The sequence below is a fragment of the Methanoculleus sp. 10 genome (assembly GCF_913757945.1).
Classification (GTDB): domain Archaea; phylum Halobacteriota; class Methanomicrobia; order Methanomicrobiales; family Methanoculleaceae; genus Methanoculleus.
Genome location: NZ_CAJYDP010000005.1, coordinates 103,571 through 130,493, shown reverse-complemented (window position 1 = coordinate 130,493; position 26,923 = coordinate 103,571). Strand labels below are relative to the sequence as shown.

Below are 26,923 nucleotides of genomic sequence, written 5' to 3'. Positions count from 1 at the left end.
CCAACGGCGGAACCGGGTATCATCCGGGACTCATTCTCCCCTGGAATCCCGGCTGATCGCATCGGCAAGGTTTGCCGCAAGATCGGTATGCACCAGCATGAACGTTCTGCTCACCGACGCCGTTACGCTCGCCGCCATCTGCATCGTGAGCAGGATGACCCGCATGGCCTCCGGAACCGTCCCTCCCTCCCAGACCTCCTGGATGCACCGGTTGGCGACCTGTTTCGTGATCTCGTTTCCCAGCACCACGAAACTGCCCGCCCGGCCCCTCTGCGTCACCCGTAACCGGGAGTCGATGATCTCGGCGATGGCGTAACTCCCCGCAGTGGCGTACAGCCTCTTTCTACAGGTTGTCAATCCCCCGGTCTCGGTCACCTCCCCGATGAGCACCCCGTCCTGCTGCGTGACTTTGGTTTTGTCGTCCCTGACCTGGATTGCCACCCCGATCTCGCCGGCCCGTTCCAGCAAGTCGTTATCGGATGCGATCGAACCGTTGTAGAGCTCGCACTCCAGCTCTTCTATGCGGGATTCATCCCCCCGGAATGCGATCTCCCGCATATCGCCCGCCATCACGGCGCCCTGTTTTCCGATGTATGCCATCACGAGAGTCATACGGTGAAACCTCCTATCCCCGGCACGGAGCTGGAAGTTGTGCACACCCCGCATCCTGTATCAATCTATCGGTTGGTGCCCCTCCAGGTACCCGTTCCGCCGGCTCCGTTCGCTGCCGGGAGGAGTTGTGAAGGCCGGCCTTCAGGCAGCAGCCGGGACCGGGTTCGTCGGCGCCGGCCACACCGCGTGTGCCGCTCCTGCGTCACTGCAGGGATGCGGGCAGCGAGAGGCGTGGCGGTCTATGCGACGGTAATATTTTTATCTCTGCGGGGTTGAAGGGGCAGAGCGGGAAGACCCCCTGCGCAAGCTGGGGGATGGGAGCGGAGCCCCTTCGTTTTGTTTCGTCGAATAGGGAGAGGGTGTTACCACCCTCTCCCCTTCCAGGAACCGTACGTGCCCCTTTCAGGGCATACGGCTCGCGCATTCCGCTACCCCGTTTGGGGCGGCACCGTACCAAAGGTTTTCCTTCTTGCGTTGCCTTTGCAATCCGGGTCTGTAGCCTGTTGACGATGGATTCTGTTTTCTCCCAGTCAATGGTTTTCCATTGGTTGGCAAGATCCTTGTGTCACCAGTATGCTTCTCGCTCATTGGCGTCGGTGAATGACGTGCTTTCACGGGTTTACCTCCTTTCAATGCTTTGGAATATCTGTCCCACGTGGGCGCCCTTTCAGGCTGAGGTATACACCTCTATCCTGCCCATTACAGGCAAGCGTTCGCTTCTTGGGACATCCTGTTCCGTCTCCACCATCTGTAGGCCGGGAACCGTTTGTTCGTTCGCTGCATCGTGAAAGGTACCAGTGCAGCCCGGTTCCTTACCATTTTGGTTCAAGCGTATCAGTCTGGTTTCGCTTGTCGCGGATTACGACCCATACGATTGGTTCAGCGTTTGCTTCTCCATGACATCGTTTCCCTGGCAGATTGACCGGCTCAGACTTCCGGTGTTCTCCACGTTGTCCCGCAAGCTTCACACAACCCCGTTACCAGGGATGCATGTTGCGGTAGGGATATCCCGAACGAATGGGATAGCATTATGCAATCCATAGTGCAGCTTCATGTCGCACACTTTCACACCGCACGGCTCTTCTTTATAACAAAGAACAAGAGATTACTCATGGGATAACCGACAGGAGAGGTTCTGATGCACATCACCACGAAGATCAAGATTCAGGTGACACCCGATCAGGCCGACGTGCTCTGGCATCTCTCCGAGAAGTGCCGGTTACTCTACAACTTCGCTCTTGCCGAGCGGAACCAGAACTATCAGGAGAACAAGGATCGGGCCGACAAGCAGTACATCGGGTATGTGCAGCAGGCCAATGCTCTTCCCGACCTGAAGAAAAGGTTCCCCGAGTACCGGTGGGTCTACTCCAAAGTTCTGCAGACCACCCTCAAATCGCTGGACGACAACTTCAAGTCGTTCTTTGCGCTCCGACAGAACGGCGACGAAGACGCCAATCCCCCGGGGTTCAAGGGGAGAGATCATTTCTGCACGCTTCGCTACAACCAGAGCGGGTTTAAGATCCGCGATGGCCGGATCCGGTTCTCGCACTTCTACAACGATATCCCGCTGGCGTTCGATCTGCCCGAAGATCGGACGTTCCTCAACGTCAAGCAGGTGGATCTCTTCTACGACGATCTGAAGAAAGCGTACTACGTCTCCCTCGTCCACGAGGTTCAGCCGGACCAGAAGTACGTTGACAACGGGATCTACCAGGCCTGGGACCTCGGGGTCACGAAGCACGTCGCGGTCAACACCTCCGGCAAGTTCCTTGAAGTCAGGAATGCCCGGCCCGACAGGTACTGGAACCCGAAGATCGATGCCGTGCAGGCCCGGAGGGACCACTGCAAAAGGAAGAGCCGGCAGTGGCAGCGGCTCAACCGTGTCAAGCGGACGATGGAGCGGAAGCGGAGCAACCAGCTCAACGACTTCCAGCACAAACTGAGCAGGAAGCTCATCGAGAACACCCGGGCCGCCACGATCCTGGTCGGCGACCTCTCCGTCAAGCAGATGCCGAAGTCAAAGCAGGCCACGCCCGGGCTCAACCGCGCCACCCAGAACGCGGGACACCTCTCACGGTTCATCGGATTGTTGACCTACAAGGCAGCCCTTGCAGGTAAGAGAGTAATACCAGTCGATGAACGGTACACGACGAAGACCTGCTGTGTCTGCGGAGCGGTTCACGAGATGCCGCTCGGGAAACGCGTTATGGACTGTGCATGCGGGAACTGTATTGATCGCGACCACAACAGTGCGGTCAACATCATGGTACGGTTCCTATCACAGAATGCCCTGTGGACGGGCTACCGACAGTTCGCCGGTAATCTGCGACAAACAGGTCCGAGGATCCCCGAGACCCCCGGGCACTCGCAGGAAGCCCCCTGCGCAAGCGGGGGGTAGTTCACAATTTGCCCGTACCGGGCTCGGTGGGGATCCGGCAGTATCCCGGCGGCACCGGCCATCCCCGCGGAGAACCCGGCCGACCACGTAGAGGAGATGGATACACCAGACGTGAGGTGAGCGACCCGGAGGATCAGGCGGTATGGCCGGAGGAAAGAAGAAGGCGGGACGCGGCCTTGCGTCTGCAGACGAAGCAACCAGAAAGCGTGTCGCGAGGATCGGCGGGACGACGCCGCATGCAGAACGGGGGCTCCAGGCAGCGTCCCCCAGGATCCGGCGGCGGGTCGCGGGAACCGGGGGCAGGGCACCGCACAGGACGAGGGGGCTCCAGGCTGCGAGTGGTGAGACCCGGGAGCGTGTGGCACGGGCCGGGGGAAGGTCCCCGCACGAGGAGCGGGGACTCGAGGCGGCATCCCGGGAGACACGGCAGCGAGTCTGCCGCAAAGGCGGCCGGTCTCCCGCCGGCAGGGAGCCCTCCCCGTAGGCCGGATGATTCGCGGGGTCCGGGTTCCCGGCAAACGGGGAGGGAGGGAGCCTCAGTCGCTCTCTTCCCGGGCCTTCCCCTGCGCCCGTGGTTCCCAGGCCGGTGCCCGGGGCTCCGCCTCTCCCGGAATCCGGACATACCCCGCATCGGCGGCCTTCAGGAGGGAGGGGTAATACCGCGTGACATACTCCTTCACCATCCTGCGGGCCGAGAACCGGGGACCGTTGCTCTTGATCGACTCCTTCATCATCTTCACCCAGCCGTGAGGGACGTCGTCGATGGAGCGGTTGTAGTAGAGCGGGACGACCTCTTTCTCCAGGAGGTCGTAGATCGCCGCGGCGTCGGCGGCATCCCTCCCCGGGTAGGCGGGCGCCTCGCTCCCGAACGCCCAGCCGTTTCTGCCGTTGTAACCCTCGATCCACCACCCGTCCAGGATGGAGAGGTTCAGCACCCCGTTGAGCGACGCCTTCATGCCGCTTGTGCCGCTCGCCTCCATCGGGGGCAGCGGGTTGTTCAGCCAGACGTCGACGCCGTGCACCAGGTACTGGGCCACCTTCTCGTTGTAGTCCTCGACGAAAGCGATCCGTCCCCCGAACTCAGGTTGCTGTGTGTAGCGATAGATCTGCTGGAGCACCCGTTTTCCTTCGTTGTCCGCCGGATGGGCCTTGCCGGCGAAGATGATCTGGACAGGATACCACCGGTTGTTCAGGATACGTTTCAACCGTTCCAGGTCCTCGAAGATGAGGTAAGCCCGCTTGTAGGTCGAGAACCGCCGGGCGAACCCGATCGTCAGGGCGGAGGGGTTGAGGAACGCTCCCCCGACCGCCGGATGCGGCGTCCCTCCTCCGCGGCGAACCGCCCACCTGGCCCTCTCCTGCTCCCGGATACGGTTGAAGAGTTTCGCCTTCAGCCAGGTGTGGAGATACCAGAGTTCGGCATCCGGTATCTCGTCGATGAGCTCCCATACCGCCGGCTCGTCATGCTCCGTGAGCCAGTTCGGGCAGGTCGACCCGATATGCCGGTCGTAGAGATCCCGCATCCGGTGGTTCAGCCAGGTCGGGACGTGGACGCCGTTTGTGACGTGGTCGATGGGAACGGTCGCTTCGGGTGTCCCGGGCCACAGGCATCTCCACATCTGCCGGGTGACGCTCCCGTGCGTCCGTGAGACGCCGTTGTGATGCTCCGACGCGCGCAGGGCAAACGCGGTCATGTTGAAACCCGAGTTCGGGAGCTGCGGGTGGACGCCGAGCTGCAGGAACTCTTTCCGGTCGATGCCGAGCGCCGGGTAGTAAGCCTTGAAGTAGCGATCGATGAGGTCGATGGGGAAGACATCGTGCCCCGCGGGGACGGGCGTATGCGAGGTGAAGACAGACGTCGCCCGGACCTGTTCGAGCGCCTCGTCGAATTCCATCCCCCGCTCGACCCGTTCCCGGACCCGTTCAAGCAGCGCAAACGCCGGATGCCCCTCGTTGAGGTGCACCGCCGCATACTCGATGCCGAGCGCATGGAGCACTTTTCTTCCGCCGATGCCGAGGACGATCTCCTGCCGGAGGCGCTGCTCCAGGTCTCCCGTGTAGAGCCGGGACGATATCCCCCGGTTCCCGGGTTCGTTGCAGGGGATATCCGTATCCAGGAGGTAGAGCGGTATCCTGCCGACCTCGACCTTCCAGACGGCGACGTAGATGGGCGGGTCGATGTGCGGGACCTGGACCACCAGGTCTTCGCCGGCCGAGTCCAGCACCCGGGTGAGGGGCGCCATATCGTGGTCGAGCGGCTCGGTGATGTCCTCCTGCCACCCGTCGGGGTTGATCTGCTGGTGCAGGTAGCCCTGCGAGTACATGAACCCGATGGCGACCATCGGAAGACCGAGGTCGCTCGCCTCTTTTAAGTGGTCGCCGGCAAGGAACCCGAGTCCGCCCGCGTAGATGGGGAGCGAGTGGTGGAGCCCATACTCCGCCGAGAAGTAGGCGACGGAGAGCGAACGGTGGCCGGGGTACTGTTCGGAGAACCAGGTCCCGGTGGCGTTCAGGTACTTCCTGAACCGACGCATGACGATATCGTAGCGGCGGAGGTAGGCAGGGTTCTCCGCTGCCCGTTTCAGGAACTCGATCGGTATCTCGCGGAGCATCCGGACGGGGTTGTGGATGCTCTCCTTCCACGCCTGCGGGTTCACCTGTTTGAAGAGCGCCCGGACCTCCGGGTTCCAGCTCCACCAGAGGTTGTACGCGAGGTCAACGAGTCCGGAGATCCGCTCCGGGACGTGAGCATACTGATTACGTAGGGAGTCCTCCATGAAATCTGCCCCTCTTGAATAGTATACTGTCCGCATTTATTATTATATATGCCTACGGATTTTTGTTTTCATTCGACAAAATGAGAAAAACCACGAAATACATTGGTTTTATCGGTGCGAGACACACGGGAAACAGATCCGGAGTACGGCATATCGTGGGCCGGGGGACAGCTGAAGCGGGATCGGGCATGCCCCCTGGGGTGCCGGGGTCGCCCAAACGGTTTCGCCGGGACACCCGCCCGGGGCGCGCCTGCTCGGCGGCGCCGGGACGGGCCCCGGTGTGATGTGGGTAGTTGCGCCCCGGACGCCTGACTCCGACCGGCCGCTCGGCTCCCACCGGTTGCATATTCTCCTGTTCATGGATTTCTTCCCGCCCCTCCGGGAAGCCAACGGAAGAGGCACGCTCGGGCACCGTCCCCGCCCCCACCGGGAGCGATAGCCACCGCGGTCCACTGCCCGGGGACAGGGCCAGGGAAGCGCCGGGTCCGGGCTACCTCTGCACTCCCCTGCCCCTCCGGGAACCCCTCCCCGGAGCCACCCCGGCACGGCTCATCCCCAGGTATCACCACGCACTGCCCTCGCCCCCGGGCGGGGGAGGAGCGCGCAGCGCGGGCTTGGGGGCCGGAGAGATGCACGAGTAGCCCCCTCCCCCCATGGCGACACCCTCCGGTCCACTGTCCGGGTAGCCCCGCGAGGAGCGCCGCGGCACGATAGCCACCACGGCCCGGTGTCGTGCCGACGAACCCGGGAAAATCCGGGTCCGGCGCCCACGCCATCGGGGCGAGGGCGAGGATCGAACAGTGTCCAACTATCCGGAGTCGATCTGCCTCTTTATCTCCTCCCGTAGATCCCGGTAACCTCAGAAAACTCCTGCATGGCCTGTTCGGTCGCCTGCTCCGGCAGGAGCCGCCACTCCCAGTTCCCTTCCGTCGTGCCGGGCCGGTTCATCCGCGCCTCATCGCCGAGGCCGAGGATGTCCTGCATCGGGATGATCACGGTCTCGGCGGGGGAGATCATCGCGAGACGCATGAGGATCCGGTGTATCTGGTCGGTGCCGACCGATCCCCCGATGTAGCGGAATATGAGGTCCTTCTGGTCGCTGGAGACCTCGTGCTCGAACCACCCCCTGACCGTGTTGTTGTCGTGCGTCCCCGTGTAGGCGACGCACCCGCTTGTGACGTTGTGGGGCGCGTGAGGGTTCTGTGCGACGTCGCCGGAGAAGCCGAAGGTCAGGATCTTCATCCCCGGGAACCCGAAGTGTGCCATCAGCTCATGGACGTCTGAGGTGATGTAGCCGAGGTCTTCAGCGATGATCGGGAGGCACGAGCGGCTCCGCGTAAGCAGGGTGAAGAGGTCCCGGCCGGGCGCATCGACCCAGTGCCCGTTCTGCGCGGTCGCATCCCCGGCCGGCACCTCCCAGAACTGCACAAACCCCCGGAAGTGGTCGAGGCGCACCCGGTCGACGAGAGCGAGAGTGCGGTCGATCCGGCTCTCCCACCACCGGAACTCCCGCTCCCGGTGCACATCCCAGTTGTAGACCGGGTTTCCCCAGAGTTGCCCGGTCGCGCTGAACATATCCGGGGGGACACCCGCGACGACCGTCGGTTTCTTCTGCTCGTCCAGTTTGAAGAGTTCCGGGTTCGCCCAGAGGTCGACGCTGTCGTAGGTGAGGTAGATCGGGAGGTCGCCGATGATCTGGATGTGGCGCTCGCGGCAATGGTTCTTGAGCACGCGCCACTGATGGTCGAAGACGTACTGGAGGAACTTCTCCCGGAGGATCGGGTCCGCAAGTTCGGTGCCGTGTTTCCGCAACGCCTCCTCGCGCCGGTCCCGGATCCCGGCCGGCCAGTCGCCCCAGACTTTCCCGCCGAACCGGTCCTTGAGGGCGACAAAGATGGCGTAATCGTTGAGCCACAAGGCGTTCTCGGCAGCAAAATCCTTGTAACGGAAATCCGCCCCGCGCTCTTTGAACCGCTCGAACGCACGGTCGAAGAGGCCGTTCTTGTAGTCCAGGACCGCCCGGTAGTCCACCCGGTTCCCGGCGAAGACCGGGGGGTTGCTGATCTCCTCCGGGGCGAGGAGGCCGTCGGCGACCATCTGCTCGGGGCTGATGAGCCAGGTGCTCCCGGCAAACGCCGATGTGCTCTGGTAGGGCGAGTTGCCAAACGCCGGGCACGTCGGGTTGAGAGGAAGGATCTGCCAGTAGCGCTGTCCTGCCTGTGCAAGGAGGTCTACGAACCGGTGTGCCGCGGGCCCAAGGTCGCCGATGCCGTACGCCGACGGCAGGGACGTGATATGCAGGAGAACCCCGCTCCCCCGCCGGTTCATGCTTCACCCCTCCTCACGTCACCCTCACGCCGAGACATGTCGCCGCCCTCCTGAAGGCCTCCGCCCACCGTTCTGCATCCTCATCACCCCGGCCGGCACGCTGCTGCATCGCGGCATACTGCCCGCGCATCCCGATGCAGGCGTTCTGGCTCTCCCATAGAGTGAGCGCCAGTCCAAATACCTTTGCACACCGGACAATGCGGACGATCTCCTCAAGCGGCGCCGGATTCCCCGGCCGGGCCGCTGCTTTCCTGGCAGCGGCCGCGATCCGCCTGCTCGCCGCCTCCCCGAGTGCCGCAAGGTCGGGTCTGAGGTTCTCTCTCCGCATCTTTCCGGCGAACGCCGCGAAGCCATCCGGGTCGGGGCACCCGGCTTCGAGCATTGCGAGCAGCCGTCCGGTGCCGGCGTGCTCCCGGAGCCGGATCGCGGCCCGGGGCTCAGGGATCCCGAGGTCATCGAGCACGCCAAGCAGCGGTGCCGCGTCACGGTAGACCGCGCAGACGGCCGACCCGATGCCGGGGAGAACCTGGCGGGCGATCGTCCACCGCTCCTCGTCGGAGAGGTCGGAGGCGGTGTAGACCCGGGCAAATGCCCCTGCCCCCGGTCCCCGTCACCTCCCCCACGCTGCCCGGAGCGCCTCATCGCCGCCGGGCTCGCGTACGCCGATGACGACCCGGTCTATGCCCGCAAAGGATGCGACCGCGTCAAAGAACGCCTCCTCCCCCGTCACCCGGGACTGCACCCGGACGGTCCCGAGGAGGCTCTGCCGACCGCCGGTGTCCGACCGGTACGGCCAGTCCCCGCGGATGGCGTACATCCCCGACGCGGCCGCGAGGGGAACGAGGCCGAAGATCTCGTAGAGCGCGGCCCCCGCACCTACCCGGGCAAGGTCCGCCGCTGCCGGCCGGACCTGGGCCTCGTAGACCGCAGCGCCGGTCGCGCATCCCGGGTCGTTTGACGGGGCGCGGGTGAGGATCTCGATGAACGCCGCCTCAAGGTCGATCCCGAGGACCCGCCGGGCAAGGTCCATCGCACGGCCTGCATGCCGCATCACCTGGACGCTTCCCGGCTCCGCGATATCGTCGAAGAACCAGCCGCAACTCGTCTGCATCAGCATCGCCTGCCGCTCCATCTCGAGGAGCGCAAGCACCCGCCGCCGCTCTTTTAGCGAAAGGTCGTGGAGTGCGTGCCGCGAGAAGAACTCCTCCACGGCCCCGTCCGACCACCGGTTGAGGACGAGCCCGACGGCGTCGTCCCGGGCCTCCCGGGGGTCTCTGACGAGGGCCGCGAGCTCCTCCGCGGACCGGGGAGCAAGGGCGTCGCGGACCATGGCGACCGCCTCCCGGAGCAGCCTGCGCCACGCCTGCGACCAGCCGGGGTGCGCCCCGCTGTGGCACCCGCACTCCTCTCGCCAGCGCCCGACGCCGTGGGTGCAGCTCCAGGACGTTCCCTCCCGGACGGCGACCTCGTGCGTGGGCGGGTGAGCGGCGAGGTACTCGCCGTAGACCGTGAGGCGGACGTCGCGGCGCGCCTCGATGGTCCGGAGACAGTAAGCGAGCGCCATCTCCCCGAACTCGCGGTGGTGACCGTAGGTTTCCCCGTCGGTCGCGATATGCACGAGTTCGGGGCGTCCCCTGCCCGGGGAGAACGCGCCGAGCAGCCGCCCGGAAAAGCGCCGCCCGTCGGAGAGCAGGTCCCCGAACGCGACGTCGCGGGCGATCGCCCCATCGTAGAAGAAGATGGCGATGCTCCGGCCCGAGGGGAGACGGCAGAGGTAGGGCATCCGCGTCTCGACCCGGCCGCCGGAGGCGTCTGTCCAGCCCTCCGCCCCGATCGCCCGCACCTTCCCTGCCTGGTGAGGGGCAAGGATCGTGAACCGGATCCCGGCCCCGGCCATCAGGTCCAGGGACTCGAGATCGACCGCCGTCTCCGGGAGCCACATCCCTTCTGGCTCCCGGCCGAACCGTGACGCAAAGTCGCGGACCCCCCAGGCGACCTGGGTCCGTTTCTCCTCCGGGGTCGCAAGCGGCAGGATGAGGTGGCTGTAGCAGGAGGCGATCGCGGACCCGTGGCCCGCGTAGCGCTCCCGGCTCTCCCGGTCGGCATCGATGATCGCCCGGTAGACCGCCGGACGATGCTGCGCGAGCCAGGAGAGAAGCGTCGGTGCGGCCGTGAAACTGACTTTCGAGTAGGTGTTGACGATCTCGCCGATCAGGCCGTCCGCATCAAGGATACGTGCGGCGGTGTTTGGGCCGTAACACTCCGCGGCCACCCGTTCGTTCCAGTCATGGTACGGGGCGGCGGACCGCTGGACCTCGATATCACCGAGCCAGGGGTTCTCCCGTGAGGGCTGGTAGAAGTGGCCGTGGATGCAGATGGCGCGGTCCATCGTCACGCCCCCTCGGGAGCGAAGATGACAACCCCGAGCGGGGGCAGGGTGAGCGGGAGCGACCACGGCCGGCCGTGCACCGGGACCTGCTCCGCCTCCACCCCTCCGAGGTTCCCGACACCGCTCCCCCCGTAATCGACCGCATCGCTGTTGAGCACCTCCTCCCAGAACCCGCCGAACGGAACGCCGACCCGGTAGTTGTAGCGCGGGACCGGGGTGCAGTTGCAGACGACCAGGACGACGTCGTCCGCCGACCGTCCCCGCCGCAGGTAACTGACGATACTCTTCTCCACGTCCGAGAAGTCGACCCACTCAAACCCCTCCGGGTCGGCGTCCCGCTCGTGGAGGGCGGGTGCGCGGCGGTAGAGGCGGTTTAAATCCCCGGTCCACCGGAGGATCCCCTGGTGGGAGGGATACTGCAGGAGGTGCCATTCAAGCCCGGCATCATGGCTCCACTCCGACCACTGCCCGAACTCACCCCCCATGAAGAGGAGTTTCTTCCCCGGATGGGTGAACATGTACCCGTAGAGGAGGCGGAGGTTTGCCCGTTTCCGCCACTCGTCACCGGGCATCTTTCCGATGAGCGAACTCTTCTCGTGGACGACCTCGTCATGCGAGAGGGGGAGGACGTAGCGCTCATTGAACGCATACCATATGCTGAACGTGAAGAGGTCAGGCCGGTACTTCCGGAAGACCGGGTCGAGCACGAAGTAGTCCAGAGTATCGTGCATCCAGCCCATGTTCCACTTCAGGTCGAACCCGAGCCCCCCGGTCGCGGTCGGGGCGGTCACCCCCGGCCAGGAGGTCGCCTCCTCGGCGATGACGAGCACGTCCGGGAAGTTCGCATGGACCGTCTCGTTCACCTTCCGGAGGAACCCTATCGCCTCGAGATTCTCCCTCCCGCCGTAGACGTTGGGTGTCCATTCCCCCGCGCTCCGCGCGTAGTCGAGGTAGAGCATCGAGGAGACCGCATCGACCCGGAGACCATCGGCGTGGTAGCGTTCGAGCCAGAAGATGGCGCTGCTCAGGAGGAACGACCGGACCTCGTTTCTCGCGAGATTGAAGACGTAACTCTTCCACTCGGGGTGGTAGCGCTGGCCGGGGAGGGCGTGCTCGTAGAGGTAGGTGCCGTCGAAGTAGGAGAGACCGTAGCCGTCGGCGGGGAAGTGAGACGGCACCCAGTCGAGGATCACCCCCACCCCGCGCTGGTGGAGGCAATCGATGAGGTGCATGAAGTCCTGCGGGGTGCCGTACCTGCTCGTGGGGGCAAAGTAGCCGAGCGTCTGGTAGCCCCAGGAGGCGTAGAACGGGTGCTCCATGATGGGGAGGAACTCGACGTGGGTGAACCCGGCGTCAACCAGGTATTCAGCGAGTTCGTCTGCCGCCTCCCGGTAACTGAGGGACCGGTTCCCCTCCTCCGGCACCTTCCGCCACGAGCCCGCGTGCATCTCGTAGACGGATATCGGGGCGTCCGGGGAGTTCTCCTCCTCGCGGCCCCGCATCCACGCCCGGTCGCGCCACGTGTAGGCGAGGTCCCAGACGATGGATGCGGTCTTTGGCGGGATCTCCCAGAAGCGGGCGAACGGGTCGCCTTTCTCCACGGAGTAGTCGTTGTACCTGCTCCTGATGTGGTACTTGTAGAGCGCTCCCTGGCCGATATCCGGCAAAAATCCTTCCCAGATGCCGGAATCGTCGCTCCGCGCCGAAAGCGGATTCCTGCCCGCCTCCCACCCGTTGAAGTCCCCGATGACCGAGACTTCCGCCGCGTTCGGCGCCCAGACCGCAAAGAAGGTTCCCCGTCTGCCGTCGGCGACGGCAGGATGCGATCCCAGCCGGTCGTACAGGCGGGAGTGGCTCCCCTGCCGGAAGAGGTAGACGTCGTAGTCGGTGATGAGACTCCGGGTCCTCGTGATGTCTGGTGGCGCCTGCTGCATGGTTTCCCCTCCAGGATCAGGGGCCGCCGGAAAGAACCTTCCTGTAGACGCCAAGCGTTCTCTCCGTGACGACGGCCCACCGGAACTTCTCCATCACTTTCCGGCGGCCGGCCTTCCCGAGGCTCTGCATGTAGGCCGGGTCGTCGATGAGGTGGCAGATCCCCCAGGCGATCGAGTCCGGCCGGACGGGGACCTTGATCCCGTTCATGTAGTTGTCGATATTCTCGGAGAGCCCCCCGACATCGGTCGCGACGACGCAGCGCTCCGCGCTCCAGGCCTCTGTAAGGACAAGCCCAAACGGTTCGTTCCTGCTCGGTATGGCGACGAGATCGCAGGCGTTCAGGAGTTGGACGTGCTCTCTGTCGGAGATGTAGCCGAGGAACTGCACGGGAAGGCCGTGGGCCATCCCTTCGAGGTAGCCGCGCATATCCCCGGTGCCAGCGAAGAGGAACTGCACATCCCAGCGTGTGGCGAGGATCCGGGGTACGGCCTGGAGGAGAAGATCGGGCCCCTTCTGGTAGGTGAGGCGCCCGACGAAGAGGACGACGGGCGCGAGCGGGTGGATGCCGTAGCGCTTCTTCACCTCGCCCGGGTCGACCCGGGCGTAGTAGGCATCGGGATCGATCCCGTTTGGGATGACGGTGACTTTCCACTCAGGAACGTTGTAGAGCCACATCACCTCGGTCTTCGTCGAGTTCGAGACGGTCGTGACCGCTTTTGCGATGTAGCCGCCGTACCACTCTTTTCCCGATATCTCCTTAAACTCCCACCACCCGCCGAAGTTCCCGCCGTGCCGCCCGTACTCGGTGGAGTGATAAGAGAGGATGGTGTTTCGGTCACGGAGGATGTGCATCGCCTCGACGAGGTGCCAGTCGTGGAAGTGGAGGATATCGAACGCCGGAGTGTCGCAGGCGCGGAAAGCGTCCACGAGCATGTTGCTCATGGTCCTGCAGTACTCGACGATGTTGTCGCCGTAAGGGCGGCAGTAATGGTAGTGGACGCCGTTGATATCCGCATCCCCGGGCTCTCCCCGGGTGAAGAAGTGGACCTCGTGCCCCCTCCGGGCGAGGTGCTCGGCGAGGTGGGTTGCCGCCGGTGCAAGCCCGCCCACCTTGAACGAGGAGTGGAGCGACTCCCAGCAGAAGAATGCTATCTTAAACGTTTCCATAGTCTGTCGATCCTATTCTGAATTGTTGAACGGAGCTTGCTGCGGTCGTCGACGCCCCGGATCTTCTCCGCCAGTTTCGTATCGCCGATGACCTGGTCGATCCAGTGGTAAAAGTCCTCCCGCTCCACGTGGTACCGGATGACGTCGTCCGGAGTAAACTCGAGCATGTTTGTGAGTTCCTGCAGGCTGTGGGCGGCGTACCCGGCCGGCCTGTCGTATGACGAGAAGGAGAACGCCTTGTCGGGGGGGACGCACCGGAGCGAGAGAGCGGCTTTCGGCGACCGTGTGCTGGCTGCAGACCGTTCTTCGGCGTGGGAGAGGATCTGCATAAACGAGGTGAAGTAGTCGTAGGTTGCCTGGTGGCTGACGGCGTGGTGGGGTTTTCCGCACGAGGCCGATCGCATGGCCATTCTCCGGATATGGTCGGTTTCAAGGAGGCAGCGCCAGATCGCCCGATCCGCAACCAGACCCCCCGCTTCCTCGAGAGCTTCGAGTGCGGACTGTTGCAGGATGGTCCTCTGCGGACCCCCCGGCTCCCCGGTCTCCCCGATATCCCCCCGCGGCGGGATGATCCGCGCAGCTTCTGACGGATGTACGGTCGTTATCCCCTCCCCGGCAAGGGCTGCCGGGAGCGCATGCAGGAATTCGAGGATACCCGTCTCGGGACCGACGACGTCCCCGAAGATACGGTAGTCGAGGAAGAGCGTGATGCAGTCGCCGGGGGATACGGCGAGCCATTTCGCATACCGGTCGGCCATCAGCGGCCACCTGTCCCACTCCCTCCAGGGAAACCGCACGGCGATGTCGTCGGCGAGGTCGCAGTGGGTGACGAGGACCGGGAGGCCCCGGTAGGTGTAGGTGTGGTTTGGGTCTCTCTCGGGGGCGGGGGGTCCGCCCCCCTCGATGATAGCCGCCTCGATCCCGGCACCGGCGAGCGCCTCTGCGGTAGCGGGGGTGATGGGGTAGTCGGTATGGGCAAACGTGGTCGGGACGGCCGAGAAGTGCTCCTTCATCAGGTCGCGATGCATGAGGAGTTCGTCCACGAACTCCTCGAGGTCGGTGAACTGCCCGGCGACGCTGTGGTAGTAGGTTTCTGCGAGGACTTCGGCGTTCTGGTGGGTTGCCGCACGGGATATGAGTTCGAGCGTCTCCGGGTACCATCGTTCGAGGTGCTCTACCATCACCCCGGAGATGCTGAAGGCACACTTGAACCCGCCGTCGAGGAGATCGATGAGGATCTCCGTCGCCGGCCGGAAGGATCGGTCGATGACCCGCCCCAGGCCTTCCTTCATCTCCGGATTAAAGTAACTGTCCTTCGGGTTTCTTTTTCCCTTTACCATATCTGGCCGAAATCCGGGATTGAGGTAACAGGGATAGTGAATGTCGAACCCCAGACAGACCACCGGCGGATTTGCGCCCTCGCCTCTCATAGGAGGTAGGTTGTTGTTTCCGTATATAAAGGTCGTCAACCAGGAACATCTTTTGATCTTCGGCCTCCTGGAGTGTCCTGATGCCCCGGCGGCGGGCAGTTTTTGCCTCCCGGTAGGATCGAGGCCCCCCGGAGCCCTGAGTGAAGATTTCACTGCCGTATAATCTTCTGGATATCCTCAAATGGGAGGAACGCTTACCGCTTAACGAGGGTCCGCGTGAGCAGGGATGGATTTGCCGTGAGGACGATGCGGCGACGGGAGGTCGAGGTCGCCGTCGACTGGGCGGCGCAGGAGGGATGGAATCCAGGGAACCACGACGCGGAGGCCTTTTATGCCGCCGATCCGGAGGGGTTCTTCATCGCCGAACTCGACGGCGAGCCGATAGGGTCGGTCTCGGTCGTCAACTACAGTGAGACGTTTGCCTTTGCCGGCCTGTATATCCTGAAACCGGAATACCGGAACAGGGGCTACGGGAGCAGGCTGTTTGCCGCCGGCATGGCCCACGCCGGGGACCGGAACATCGGGGGCGACGGTGTTCTCGCGATGCAGGAGAAGTACCGCACGCGATCAGGGTTCACGCTCGCTTATAGAAACATCAGGTTCGAGGGTGCTGGCGGCGGCAACGAGCCCGAAGGGCCGGTCGATATCGCCGGAGTGCCGTTTGAACCGCTCGCCGCATACGATGCCCGGCATTTCCCGGCGTCGCGCCCCCGTTTTCTTGCGGCCTGGCTCCGGCAGGAGGGGGCGTGCGGCCGGGCGGTCCTCGGAGAAGACGGCGATGTCGCGGGGTACGGCGTCGTCCGGAGGTGCCGCCACGGCTACAAGATCGGGCCGCTCTTTGCGGATACACCGGAGATTGCGGGGGAGATCTTCCTCGCTCTCTCCGCGCAGGCTTCGAGTGGACCGGTCTACCTCGACGTACCGGAACCGAACGCCGCCGCCGTGGCGCTCGCCCAACGGCAGGGGATGGTCCCCGTCTTTGAGACAGCACGGATCTATACGAAGGCGGTCCCCGACCTGCCGCTCGATGAGGTCTTCGGCGTGACGTCGTTCGAGCTCGGGTGAGAGGCTCTCCTGCACTACCGCATCGATTCCGAATTATTCGATGGGGTGGGTTCCGGTAGGTGCCGGACCCGGATTTTCCCGGGTCCTCCCCATGCAGTGAACCGTAGGGTATCGCTTCTTGCCATCCATCCCCGGCCCGTGCCTCCCCGCGGGTGGGCTACTCATACGTTCTTCTCCGGCAACCCCCACCCCGCAGGTGGGTACCCATACGTTCCTCGCCGACCTCCCGCAGGGGGTACCCGTACGTTCCTCCCTGAAGCCCCCACCTCTCCCGGCCTTCGACCTCCTCCCCCGCCCCACCGGGGCGGGGGCAGTGCGTGGCGATATCCAGTGGGCAGCCGTGCCCGGGAGCGGGGGCAGTCATGGTGATATTCAGCGGGAAGCCGTGCCCGGGAGCGGCGTTGACGGCCATTTCCCGGAGGAGGCAGGGGAGAGCAAGCCTGGACCCGGTTCTTCCCCGGGATCTCCCCATGCAGTGGACCGTGACGGCTATCGCTATCGGGGGTGGAGGCGGGGCCCGGGCGTGCCCCCTCGATGCGGCCTTCCAGGGAGCACGAAAACCGGTCGGTACTCTCCTTTGTTGGGGTACCGGTTATTGAGAACCGGCGTACCAGGCGTCCCGGAGCGCCCCCGTCACCCCGGACCAAAACATTCTAAAGAGTCCCTCAAAGAGTATCATCCAGGAGTACGACCACATGGATTACCTGGAGGAGTTTCCCGTTCTCATCATCGACGACGAACTGCACTCGGACACTGCGGAGGGCCGGGCGTCGCGGGAGATCGTGAAAGAACTGAAAGCCGAGGATTTTCCCGTCATCGAAGCCCTGACCGCCCGTGACGGGGTTCACGCATTCCTCTCGCACCCGCACGCAAGCTGTATCATCATCGACTGGGAACTCACTCCCGAGGCCGTGGACGGCATGATCACCGCCGCAGACGTCATCGATCTCATCAGGGAGCGCAACCCGAAGATCCCGATCTTCTTAAACACCGAGAAACTGGCGATATCCGCCATACCGCTCGGCGTCATATCCCGGATCGACGGTTACATCTGGAAACTCGAGGACACCCCCGGGTTCATCGCCGGCCACATCAAGCGGGCGGCGAAGAACTACCTCGCCGACGTCCTCCCGCCGTTCTTCCAGGGGTTGATGGACTACGTCGAGGAGTACAGGTACTCCTGGCATACGCCCGGGCACATGGGGGGCGTCGCGTTCCTCAAGAGCGCCGCCGGCCGGATCTTCTACAGTTTCTTCGGCGAGAACGCTCTCCGGGCCGACCTCTCGGCCTCGGTCCCGGAGCTCGGTTCGCTCCTGGAGCACTCCGGCGTCGTCGGGGAGGCGGAACGGAAGGCCGCGGAGGTCTTCGGGGCCGACCGGACCTACTTCGTCACCGGCGGCACGTCGGCGGCAAACAAGATCGTCTGCCTTGCGACCGTCACCCCCGGCGACGTCGTCCTCGTCGACCGGAACTGCCACAAATCCGTCATGCACGCGATCATCATGACCGGCGCCGTCCCGGTCTACCTCATCCCGGCCCGGAACGAGTACGGGATCATCGGGCCCATCCACAGCCGTGAGTTTCACCCCGGGGTCATCCGGGAGAAAATCCGGAACTGCCCGCTCGTAGAGGATCCGGCATCGCAGGCGGTCAGGCTCGCCGTGATCACGAACTCCACGTACGACGGGATCTGCTACAGCGCAGAACGGATCGAGGAACAGTTGCGGGACGTGGTCCCGTATCTCCTGTTCGATGAGGCGTGGTCCGGCTACGCGAGGTTCCATCCTCTCTACGCCGGAAGGTTCGGGATGCACACAGCAGACGTTGTCGGCCCGACGGTCTTTGCCACCCAGTCGACTCATAAAGTCCTCGCGGCCTTCTCGCAGGGCTCGATGCTTCACGTCAGGCAGGGCAAAGGGCCCGTCGACCACCCACGGTTCAACGAGGCGTTCATGATGCTCACCTCCACCTCCCCTCAGTACACCATCATAGCGTCCCTTGACGTCGCCACCAAGATGATGGCCGGGCACTCGGGGAGGTTCCTCATCGAGGAGGCGATCGAGGAGGCGATCGTCTTTCGGAAGAAGATGGTGACGGTGGCAGAAGAGATCCGCAAGAGTCCTCTCCCCGAGGAGAACTACTGGTGGTTCACCGTCTGGCAGCCCGACTGTATCATGGACCAGGAGACGGAACAGGCGCTTGGGGAGGCGGACGACCAGCTCCTCCGGAACCACGCCGGGTGCTGGCTCTTAAATCCTTACGATGCGTGGCACGGCTTTGAGGGGATCGAGGAGGGTTACGCCATGCTCGACCCTATCAAGGTGACCATCCTCACCCCGGGGATCAGGCCGGGCGGGGGCATGGAGGACCGGGGGATACCGGCAGGCATCGTCACGAAGTATCTCCGGGAGAGCGGGATCGTCGTCGAGAAGACCGGGTATTACTCGTTCCTGGTCCTCTTCACGCTCGGGATCACCAAGGGCAAGTCGGGGACACTGCTCGCGGAACTCTTCCGGTTCAAGGCTCTCTACGACCGCAACAGCGCGCTTGAGGAGGTCTTCCCGGACCTGGTGCGCAAATACCCCGCCCGGTATGCCGGACGGGGGCTTGCCGATCTCTGCCAGGAGATGCACGGGTACCTGAGGGATGAGTCGATCACCGATCTCGTCCGGCAGGTCTACGCGACGCTGCCGGAACCGGTGATGACGCCGGCGGAAGCCTATCGCCGCCTGGTACGGGGCGAGGTGACGGCGATGCCGGTAAGCGAGATCGGGGGGAGGACGGTCGCCGTGATGGTCGTGCCCTATCCGCCGGGCATCCCGGTGATCATGCCGGGGGAGCGGTGCGGCCCGGCCACCCGGGCGATCGTCGATCACCTCGTCTCCCTGCAGGAGTTTGATACCCGCTTCCCCGGGTTCGAGAACGAGGTGCACGGGGTGGACGTCGTCACGAGGGAGGGCCGGCGGGTCTACTATATCTACTGCGTCGCGGAGTGAGGGGCGGCGGTCACCCGCGCACCCTGCCGCAGGCGAGCGAGGCGAAGATGCCCAGGGTGCAGAAGATGGTGAAGACGGTGAACGCCACATGGAGGCTCATCATGAAAGGGGCCAGAACTTCGGCCCCGATCTGGGTGGTGCCGATGAAGACGGCGAAGATGACGGTGACGAACCCGAGCGAGAACATCATCCCGGTCGTCCGCATGGTGGCGAGCATCCCGGACGCGACGCCGTAGAGGGACCGGTCGACCGAGGTCATGACGGCGTTGGTGTTCGGGGAGGAGAAGAGAGCGAACCCGAACCCGAGGAGGACGAGGCTCGCGACGATGTACCCTATCGGGGTTACAGGTGTCAGGAACGTGAGGAGGGCGAGGCCGACGGCGGTGAGCGCCATCCCCGCCGAGGCGACGTACTGTGGTTCGATACGGTCGGAGAGCCGCCCGGCGGGGGCGGCAAAGAGCGCCTGGATGACCGGCTGCGTGATCAGGACGAGCCCCGCGGTGCCGGGGTCGAACCCCCTGACCACCTGGAGGTAGAGGGAGAGGAGGAACCCGACGGCGAACGTCGCGCCGTAGTTGATCAGGGCGGCGAGGTTCGAGAAGGCGAACGCCCGGTTCGATGCAAGGAGCGGGATGTCGAGGACCGGGTCCGGCGTCCGGGTCTCCCAGGCGTAGAAGACCACGGAGAGCAGAACCCCGGCGACGATTGCTGCAACGCCGCCGATCTCGGGGAGGTGCGAGAACCCATACATCACAGAAAGAAGCATCGCGCTGTAGAAGACCGAGCCGACGATGTCGAACCGCTCCCCGCGTGCGTCGGCCCACTCTTTCGTGAGATGGCGGCGAATCTGGTAGACGATGTAGATGCCGAGGGGGATGTTCGTGAGGAAGATGCTCCGCCAGGTGAGGAACCCGGTGAGGTAACCGCCGAGGAACGGCCCGATGGAGAGGCCGATGTAGACGGCGGTGACGTTGATCCCGAGGGCCCGCCCCCGCTCATGGAGCGGGAAGACCGAGGTTATCATGGCGACGCCGGTGCCGTAGATCATGGCGCTCCCCAGGCCTTCGATGAACCGGAAGAGGATAAGTTGCAGTCCCGATGTCGCGAGTGCGGAGAGCAGGGCCGAGGCGGTGAAGACGGCCACGCCGAGGGTGAAGATCCGTTTGCGCCCGTATATGTCGGCACACCGGCCGAACGGGACGAGAAACATCGCGGTTCCGAGGAGGTAGGACGAGGCCACGAAGCTCAGCGAGACGGCGTCGAGAGCAAACTCGGCGGCGATGGATGGGAGCGCGATGTTTACCGCCGATCCCATGAACGGGGTGAGGAACGCGGCGAGGGTGGCGATGATGAGGACGGTCCGGCGCTCGGCGGCGTCGGGGGCGGGCATGCGGGCTCTTTGCTGCGGCACTTACTGGAGTTAGGGGCGGCCGGAGAGTAAAGGGTTGTGATACGGCGTGTATCGCGTTGCAGTCCTTCTGCGGGGGCGAGGATGGTCGATGGCCAGGCGAAGGTCGATGATGTCATCGAGATCCTGACGCGACAGGATTTCTCCCGCGATAAGGTCGAGCACATCCTCGAGCAGCTGAAACGGGGCGGGGAGGTGTTCGAGCCCCGGCACGGGCTGGTGAAGTTGATCGGGTAGCATCGGCGTCAGGTTAATTTCGAAAACCGACTTCCCTCCGCTGCAGTTATGACTGCTGTTCGTTGAAGTAACACGTTGTAGCCGAGCTCACCCACCAGCCTCCGGCCTCGATCCGCGCCGACGTTGTTCGGCTGCAGGCAACTCTCGTTACATTCTCGGTGGACAAACCCCTTCCCCGGTATTTTGCCGGGATTTTTCCGAGAGCTCCCGCTCTCTCCGGCGGCCCGCGCCCTGGCCGGGCTCCCCCCTTTCGTTCAGTTCAACGCTTCAGGATGGCGTCCCGGACTATCCTCTTCGGGTGATACTGGAGGCTGTGACGGCAGAGTCGTTCGAACCAGAGATCCCATCCCTTCCTGCCCAATACCTGTTCTTCGGGCGTCTTCCACCCCTCCACCACGGTCTCCAGCAGCATGCCTATCTGTTCGATAAACACTCTCCCATAGAGATCTGGGGAGAGTCTCTGGCGGGTTGCCTCGTTCAGGAGCGCTCTCATCACCAGATACACCCGTTTCAGGACTAACTGGCGGATCAGCATGACGGAGAGGAGGGCCATCGTGGCGCCCTCGCGTTTGACCCCGATATCGCCAAGAGTACCTTCGTTCTTTGCTTCGTCGAACAGGGACTCGATCTCCCATCGGAATCGGTAGAGTTCAGCGATCTCATCCCCCGTGAACTCATCCCGACCGAGGTTCGTCAGGTAGAAGTGCCACGCCCGGGTCTCCGGGTGGATCCTGCCGACACACCGGAACGAATACCGTTCCTGCCGTCGTTTCCCTCGGTATGCCCGTCGTTTGAGCAGGACTGAGACCGTTGCGTCGAAGGACGGCGCATCCAGCTCCGGGATCACGGAAAGAAGATCCCGTCCGATGACGGCGTCGCGCTGGATCGGGGTCATCGGCGAATGAACCGCCTCGACTGTCAGGGTACTTGCCTTCTTCACCCGGGAGACAAAGAATCCCCGATTCTCGTGAATCCTGGCGAAAAGGTGATACGTGTAGAAGCCAAGATCCATCAGGAGGAGAGAGCCCGCGATCCAGGGTCCGATGCGAAGCGTCTTGATCTCGGCTCTCCTCTCGGCACAATCGAGATCGTCCGTGGTCCGTTGGCGAGGACATTCAGGAGATACGCGATCTTGACCCCGGCGGCGACTGTTCTTGACCGCGCCGCCGGAAACCGGTCGGCGAGGTTCTTATTCAGCCGGACGATCGTCGAATCCTGGATGAAGACCGTCACAAAGTGAGCATAGCGCTCCCGGAGTTCGAGGGTCATACCATCGACCGGGGATCGGATGCAGTCCTCGAGCACCGCCTGGCAGAAACTGGCTGATGCATCGTTTAATCGGTCAACAAAACTCGAATAGGCGATATCCGACCCGGTGAGATCCAGATAGGTTCGCCAGATCTCCGCCACCGTTGCATGCCGGTGCAGGCAGGGCGCGAAGACGAGCACCTGCAGAAAGATGACCGGATGGAGCTTCCGGATCCGCTGACAGAACCCGGTGCTCCGGGCGAGTTCGAGAAGGCGATCGTAGGGGAGAAGCCGCCCCAGTTCAGATCGGAAGATCGTTCCTTCATTGTCGCTTGGAATCGACATAGAGGCCGCGTTTTAAAGAGAGATAAAGCTATCGAAAGGGGGCGCGAAAAATAGCACTTATCGAGAGAGGAGTCTGAAGGGGAGGAGGCCTGACCTTAACCTGACGCCAGTGGATCGGGTAGGGGATCAAACTGTCCCCTCTTCGTGTTCTTCGCGGTGCTCAAGCTCCGGACGTTGTTCGTCGCAAGTCACATCTTCGATGTTCCGGTTCCTTCCCCTGTGGGGAAGTCACACAGCGAAGCCCGGCGGCTTTTCGAACCTCGGTTCCCAACCCATTGCGGGTCCCCACGGCGTAGACCACACGATCTCCATCACCGCGAGAACGACCTATCTCCTGTATCCGCATCCCTCAGGGCGGGTTCGATCGCCCCACTTCTGCAAACAGCCGACGGACGTGTAAAGAAATAGGACAGAATATATAAGTAAACCGACGCCCATGTCCTTGTGCGGAGGCTCAAAACGGCGGAGGCTCACCCCATCCGTCCAAGGCCGGGTGAACCCCCCACTGCCCGAAGGCGAAAGAGTGGTTCGCATTCCATGTACTTAAGGTTGTGCCTCTTTTGCCTCCTGGGTGGTTATCGGAGGAAAGAAATGAACGGAAACATTGGAATGCGGGCACTCTCCGCGCTTTTGGCGATGCTGCTGGTGAGTGCGGGTGTTGTGCTGGCAGTGAGTGCACAGTGTAATGAAGCGTCTGATAATCAGTTAAACATATAAAGTCCGTACTTTAACGACATGGAGTAATAAATGCCTCATATGAATACATCGGCTTTCCACCGCCTTTACGAGTCTATCTCCCGGAGCCGGCTGCGCTTCGCAATTCCGCCGCTCGTTGCGATCGTTGCATGGGCAGTCTGGGTCGTTGTCGCTGGCATCGCCTCAGGTCATCCGGGGCCCATACCGCTCTTTGCCCTTCTCACCCTCTTTCTGGTGATCCTGACCCTTGCAATTGCGGGGGCCGCCACGCCGTTCCCGCTTGTTGCAGGCATTCTCTCGTTTCATGGGCGAATACAGACGATGCTCGTTACCGTCGCAGCAATGGCTCCGCTTGTATTCGCCCTGCTCATAACCCCGCACCGCTGGAAAGGCGAGGCCCCGCTACTCGCGGATAGACTGCCGTTTCTCGGATGGTTCTTCGACGGCGTCATAAACGCCCTACCGCTCGCGAAAAACACATTAGCACACGATCTGGTGTTTTCCGGGCTTGCGTTCCTCGGGTTCTACCTCGAGTGCGTACTTGTCGCCACCATCTTCTACATCCTCCTCCGGGTGGTCATTTCGCTTCGCCGCCCGAACTCCGGAGATGGGAGTAATACGGAATGAATTCAGAACGCATCCAGGACGCCTCTGGAGCCGGAAACCCATAACGAATCCCTGTGATAGAAATGACCAAAGAAACAAAAACCGGAAGCTCATCAACGTCGTGGGCGTAATCTGCGGCTTGTCCCTGTGTTTCCTCTGGGTCGCCGTGCTCATAGCGATCCTGTTCGCCTTCTTCGCGGAGCCGAACGCTATGGGAGTATTCACGGTCACGTTCCCGCTCATGCCACGGACATGGCTTACCGCTGGGACCTTGCTGTTCTTCGTTGCCCTCGGCTACTACCTGTTTGCCCGCGAGGAGATGCCTGAAACGGAACTTCTTCAGAGCGGAGCGGTACCTGCGGCCTCAACCTCGGGTTTTCTCCTGTGGCTTGTGGTGCTGTTTTGTCTTGGAGGTCATGGGGGTTATCGTGGCGTATCCCTATAACCTCACTCATCAACGATACCGGCGTATTCACGGAGTACATCGTCGACCTTTCGGGCGGCGAGATCGTCTCGACGACATACGTTTCGGAAGAGAACCTCACGGTCGGGAGAGCCGAAGCGGAGGGGAAGGCCCTCTCCGGACAGCCCCCGGGCGCCCGCGCCGAGAAGATCGTGCTGAAAGTCTACGGCAACGACCGGATCGTCTGGGAGGTTACCGTTCGGGCCGGTCAGAAGACAGACGTCATGCAGGTCTCCTCGGGCCTGGCACCCGGGCAGTCGATCCGGACGACGCCGGGGTTTGGGGCGGTTTTCGCGGTTCTTGGTACCGGGATGGGTTTTGTCCTGTACCGGAGGCGGAGATAGGGCCGGAGTGACGGACATACACATCGGGGGAGCACGCCTTCCATCCGGGCATGTCTGCGCTCCTTCTGGTTCAAGAGGGAGCATTCTGCTCGAAGACCTGCAGTCCTCTGACCTCCTGCCTCACAACGCGCACCTGAAAGGGCTCGAACTCCGCTTCTACGAACCGTTGTCTCCTCAGTGCTCACGCTCCGGACGGCACATCTGGAGAGCAGGTAGAACCCGGTCTTGCCCCGGCCAGAGGTCCCGGATCGATCCAAAAAAGAGAGTTTATTCTCCCTTCAGCATCGCGTCGATCGCTGCCGCCGCACGCTTCGCCGAGCCCATCGCCTCGATCACCGTCGCTGCGCCGGTGGCGATATCCCCGCCGGCGTAGACGTGGGGGATGGACGTCCGGCCGTTCTCGTCGACGACGACGTTCCCTTTCCGCCCGCGCCCAAGCCCCGGTATCAGGGAGACGAGGAGTGGGTTCGGGTTCGTGCCGATCGCCTGGATCACCATATCCACATCGAGGGTGAACTCGCTCCCCGGAATCGGCTCCGGGGAGGGGCGGCCGCTCGCATCCATGCCGCAGAGGGACATCTTCACGCACTCGATACCGGTGACGCACCCTTCGCCGAGGATCCGGGTCGGGTTCGTGCAGGTGAGGAACTCGATCCCCTCCTCCTTCGCGTGTACGACCTCGGCCCTCCGTGCGGGCATCTCCTCCTCGCCCCGCCGGTAGATCAGGGAGACCTTAGCACCCATGCGGCGTGCCACCCTCGCCGCATCCATCGCGACGTTGCCGCCGCCGACCACCGCCACGCGGGCCCCGTGCAGGACCGGCGTGTCGAATTCGGGAAACGCGTCGGCGTGCATCAGGTTCACCCTCGTCAGGAACTCGTTTGCCGAGTAGACGCCGTTTTTGTTCTCCCCGGGAATGCCCATAAACGCGGGAAGTCCCGCCCCGGTCGCGAGGAAGACCGCATCGTAGCCGAGGAGTTCGTCCACGCTGACACTCCTCCCCACGAGGTGGTTCTTCTTTAAGCGGACACCGAGGGCGAGCACCTGGTCGATCTCTGCTTTGACGACATTTTTTGGGAGCCGGAATGCGGGGATGCCGTAGGTCAGGACGCCGCCCGCCTCATGGAGCGACTCGAAGACCATGACGGCGTGGCCTGAGCGGGCAAGCTCCGCCGCGGCCGTCAGCCCTGCCGGGCCGGACCCCACGACCGCCACCCTTTTGCCGGTCGGGCGGGCTGTCTCAGGGAGTTCGGCGCCGTTTTGCCGCTCCCAGTCGGCCACGAACCGCTCGAGCGCGCCGATCCGGATCGGGGTCTCCTTGTTGCCGAGGATGCAGACCCCCTCACACTGCGTCTCCTGCGGGCAGACCCGCCCGCAGATTGCCGGGAGCATGTTCTGCTCCTTGAGCGCCCGGGCAGCTTCCGGGAAGTTCCCGTCCGCGACCTCACGGACGAACGCGGGGATATCGATGCAGACAGGGCAGCCCCGGACACAGAGCGGTTTTTTGCACTGCAGGCAGCGCTCGGCCTCGGCGATAGCTTCTGCAGGGGTGAGGCCGCAATCGACCTCCTCAAAGTCCCTGACCCGGGCGTCGGCCGGCCGGTCACTCATGGTGCCCGCCCCCTTCGCCGCACCGGCACCGGTGCTCCGCGAACCGTTCAAGCGAAACCTTCTCCTGGCCCATGTAGATCCGCTGCCGCTGCATCAGTTCATTGAAATCGACCTGGTGGGCGTCGAACTCGGGGCCGTCGACGCAGGCAAACTTCGTCTCTTTGCCGACGGTCACCCGGCAGGAGCCGCACATCCCCGTCCCGTCGACCATGATCGGGTTGAGGCTCACGTAGGTCTTCACGCCGTAGGGGACCGTCACGCCGGAGGTGACCTTCATCATGATGGCGGGGCCGATGATCCAGACCCGGTCGATCGTCCTCTCCTCAAGCAACTTCTTGAGGACGTCGCTTGCAAACCCGTGAACGCCTTTGCTCCCGTCGTCGGTCGTTATATAGAGATCGTCACAGATTTCCCGCATCTCGTCCTCGAGGATGAGGAGATCGGCGCTCCGCGCCCCGATGATCCCGATGACATGGTTGCCTGCCGCTTTGAGTTCCTTTGCGATGAGCGGCGTGCTTGCGATCCCGACACCGCCGCCGATGACGCAGCAGGTGCCGTAGTTCTCGATCTCGCTCGGCTTTCCGAGCGGTCCTACGACGTCGCTGATGCTGTCGCCGGGACGGAGCATCGCAAGTTCCTGGGTCGTCTTGCCGACGGCCATAAATATCACCCGGACGGCGTCTCCCTTAACCGCGGAGATGGTGAGCGGTATCCGCTCACCCTTCTCATGCAGGCGCAGGATGATAAACTGGCCTGCCCGTGCATGCCGCGCCACCTGCGGCGCAGATATCCAGTATTCGTAAACCCGGTCGGCGAGTTTGGTCGCCAATTCCACCTTATACAACCGCTTCACTCCTGATTATCCTGG

The 26,923-nt window shown here is 63.4% G+C and carries 22 protein-coding genes; 8 read left to right on the top strand and 14 right to left on the bottom strand.

Going from position 1 to position 26,923, the window contains the following annotated elements; translation table 11 throughout:
- Nucleotides 1–30 precede the first annotated feature (30 nt).
- Both QZ408_RS07410 and QZ408_RS14870 read right to left on the bottom strand, forming a co-directional pair.
- Entirely contained in the window at nt 31–612 is a 582-nt protein-coding gene (locus tag QZ408_RS07410) for a DUF2121 domain-containing protein (RefSeq protein WP_292490613.1), read from the bottom strand.
- A gap of 202 nt (nt 613–814) precedes the next feature.
- Complete coding sequence (locus tag QZ408_RS14870) at nt 815–1,147, bottom strand: hypothetical protein (protein ID WP_365995784.1); 333 nt, start codon at nt 1,145–1,147, stop codon at nt 815–817.
- 603 nt (nt 1,148–1,750) lie between these two features.
- Here QZ408_RS14870 and QZ408_RS07405 point away from each other — a divergent pair.
- Entirely contained in the window at nt 1,751–3,010 is a 1,260-nt protein-coding gene (locus QZ408_RS07405; protein WP_292490612.1) for a transposase, read from the top strand.
- A gap of 142 nt (nt 3,011–3,152) precedes the next feature.
- Nucleotides 3,153–3,494 (top strand): hypothetical protein, encoded by a 342-nt coding sequence (locus tag QZ408_RS07400; RefSeq protein WP_292490611.1) that lies wholly within the window; start codon nt 3,153–3,155, stop codon nt 3,492–3,494.
- Nucleotides 3,495–3,546: 52 nt separating this feature from the next.
- Here the strand turns inward: QZ408_RS07400 and glgP are convergent, their stop codons facing one another.
- The 7 genes from glgP to QZ408_RS07365 all read right to left on the bottom strand — a co-directional run bounded on the left by glgP (nt 3,547) and on the right by QZ408_RS07365 (nt 15,036).
- Nucleotides 3,547–5,787 (bottom strand): alpha-glucan family phosphorylase, encoded by a 2,241-nt coding sequence (glgP, locus tag QZ408_RS07395; protein WP_292490609.1) that lies wholly within the window; start codon nt 5,785–5,787, stop codon nt 3,547–3,549.
- A gap of 831 nt (nt 5,788–6,618) precedes the next feature.
- Complete coding sequence (gene malQ / locus QZ408_RS07390) at nt 6,619–8,115, bottom strand: 4-alpha-glucanotransferase (protein ID WP_292490608.1); 1,497 nt, start codon at nt 8,113–8,115, stop codon at nt 6,619–6,621.
- A gap of 13 nt (nt 8,116–8,128) precedes the next feature.
- The gene (locus QZ408_RS07385) at nt 8,129–8,578 is read right to left on the bottom strand and encodes a hypothetical protein (RefSeq protein WP_292490607.1); all 450 of its coding nucleotides are present in this window, start codon (nt 8,576–8,578) and stop codon (nt 8,129–8,131) included.
- A gap of 147 nt (nt 8,579–8,725) precedes the next feature.
- Nucleotides 8,726–10,504 (bottom strand): DUF3536 domain-containing protein, encoded by a 1,779-nt coding sequence (locus QZ408_RS07380; RefSeq protein ID WP_292490606.1) that lies wholly within the window; start codon nt 10,502–10,504, stop codon nt 8,726–8,728.
- A gap of 2 nt (nt 10,505–10,506) precedes the next feature.
- Nucleotides 10,507–12,438: a 1,4-alpha-glucan branching protein GlgB gene (gene glgB / locus QZ408_RS07375; protein WP_292490605.1), complete on the bottom strand. Its 1,932-nt coding sequence runs from the start codon at nt 12,436–12,438 to the stop codon at nt 10,507–10,509.
- Between the two features lie 16 nt (nt 12,439–12,454).
- Nucleotides 12,455–13,606, bottom strand: coding sequence for a glycosyltransferase family 4 protein (locus QZ408_RS07370; RefSeq protein WP_292490604.1), 1,152 nt, complete (start codon nt 13,604–13,606; stop codon nt 12,455–12,457).
- The gene (locus QZ408_RS07365; protein ID WP_365995747.1) at nt 13,588–15,036 is read right to left on the bottom strand and encodes an alpha-amylase; all 1,449 of its coding nucleotides are present in this window, start codon (nt 15,034–15,036) and stop codon (nt 13,588–13,590) included. Before QZ408_RS07365 ends, QZ408_RS07370 begins: the two co-directional genes overlap by 19 nt.
- 216 nt (nt 15,037–15,252) lie before the next feature.
- Between QZ408_RS07365 and QZ408_RS07360 the strand changes: the two genes are divergently transcribed.
- Together QZ408_RS07360 and QZ408_RS07355 are read left to right on the top strand one after the other, a co-directional pair.
- Nucleotides 15,253–16,101, top strand: a complete 849-nt coding sequence (locus tag QZ408_RS07360; RefSeq protein ID WP_292490601.1) for a GNAT family N-acetyltransferase — start codon at nt 15,253–15,255, stop codon at nt 16,099–16,101.
- Nucleotides 16,102–16,796: 695 nt separating this feature from the next.
- Nucleotides 16,797–19,097, top strand: a complete 2,301-nt coding sequence (locus tag QZ408_RS07355) for an Orn/Lys/Arg decarboxylase N-terminal domain-containing protein (protein WP_292490600.1) — start codon at nt 16,797–16,799, stop codon at nt 19,095–19,097.
- A gap of 10 nt (nt 19,098–19,107) precedes the next feature.
- Here the strand turns inward: QZ408_RS07355 and QZ408_RS07350 are convergent, their stop codons facing one another.
- Nucleotides 19,108–20,508, bottom strand: coding sequence for an MFS transporter (locus QZ408_RS07350; RefSeq protein WP_365995745.1), 1,401 nt, complete (start codon nt 20,506–20,508; stop codon nt 19,108–19,110).
- 81 nt (nt 20,509–20,589) lie between these two features.
- On the opposite strand from QZ408_RS07350, the gene QZ408_RS07345 reads away from it, so the two are divergent.
- Nucleotides 20,590–20,742, top strand: coding sequence for a hypothetical protein (locus QZ408_RS07345; protein WP_292490599.1), 153 nt, complete (start codon nt 20,590–20,592; stop codon nt 20,740–20,742).
- A gap of 259 nt (nt 20,743–21,001) precedes the next feature.
- On the opposite strand, the gene QZ408_RS07340 is transcribed toward QZ408_RS07345, so the two are convergent.
- Together QZ408_RS07340 and QZ408_RS07335 are read right to left on the bottom strand one after the other, a co-directional pair.
- Nucleotides 21,002–21,754 (bottom strand): transposase, encoded by a 753-nt coding sequence (locus QZ408_RS07340; protein ID WP_292490598.1) that lies wholly within the window; start codon nt 21,752–21,754, stop codon nt 21,002–21,004.
- Entirely contained in the window at nt 21,754–22,335 is a 582-nt protein-coding gene (locus QZ408_RS07335) for a hypothetical protein (RefSeq protein ID WP_292490597.1), read from the bottom strand. The genes QZ408_RS07340 and QZ408_RS07335 overlap by 1 nt, the downstream gene beginning before the upstream one ends.
- Nucleotides 22,336–23,082: 747 nt before the next feature.
- On the opposite strand from QZ408_RS07335, the gene QZ408_RS07330 reads away from it, so the two are divergent.
- From QZ408_RS07330 to QZ408_RS07320, 3 genes are read left to right on the top strand one after another with little or no spacing between them, the layout of a single operon-like run.
- Nucleotides 23,083–23,658: a hypothetical protein gene (locus tag QZ408_RS07330; protein WP_292490596.1), complete on the top strand. Its 576-nt coding sequence runs from the start codon at nt 23,083–23,085 to the stop codon at nt 23,656–23,658.
- Complete coding sequence (locus QZ408_RS07325) at nt 23,639–24,082, top strand: hypothetical protein (RefSeq protein ID WP_292490595.1); 444 nt, start codon at nt 23,639–23,641, stop codon at nt 24,080–24,082. Before QZ408_RS07330 ends, QZ408_RS07325 begins: the two co-directional genes overlap by 20 nt.
- Nucleotides 24,040–24,444 carry a PGF-CTERM sorting domain-containing protein gene (locus tag QZ408_RS07320; RefSeq protein WP_292490594.1) on the top strand — a complete coding sequence of 135 codons (405 nt, stop codon included), beginning with the start codon at nt 24,040–24,042 and terminating at the stop codon, nt 24,442–24,444. Before QZ408_RS07325 ends, QZ408_RS07320 begins: the two co-directional genes overlap by 43 nt.
- Before the next feature lie 267 nt (nt 24,445–24,711).
- Here QZ408_RS07320 and gltA read toward each other — a convergent pair whose 3' ends face one another.
- Nucleotides 24,712–26,055, bottom strand: coding sequence for an NADPH-dependent glutamate synthase (gene gltA / locus QZ408_RS07315; protein ID WP_292490593.1), 1,344 nt, complete (start codon nt 26,053–26,055; stop codon nt 24,712–24,714).
- Entirely contained in the window at nt 26,048–26,899 is an 852-nt protein-coding gene (locus tag QZ408_RS07310; protein WP_292490721.1) for a sulfide/dihydroorotate dehydrogenase-like FAD/NAD-binding protein, read from the bottom strand. The genes gltA and QZ408_RS07310 overlap by 8 nt, the downstream gene beginning before the upstream one ends.
- Nucleotides 26,900–26,923: the final 24 nt, after the last annotated feature.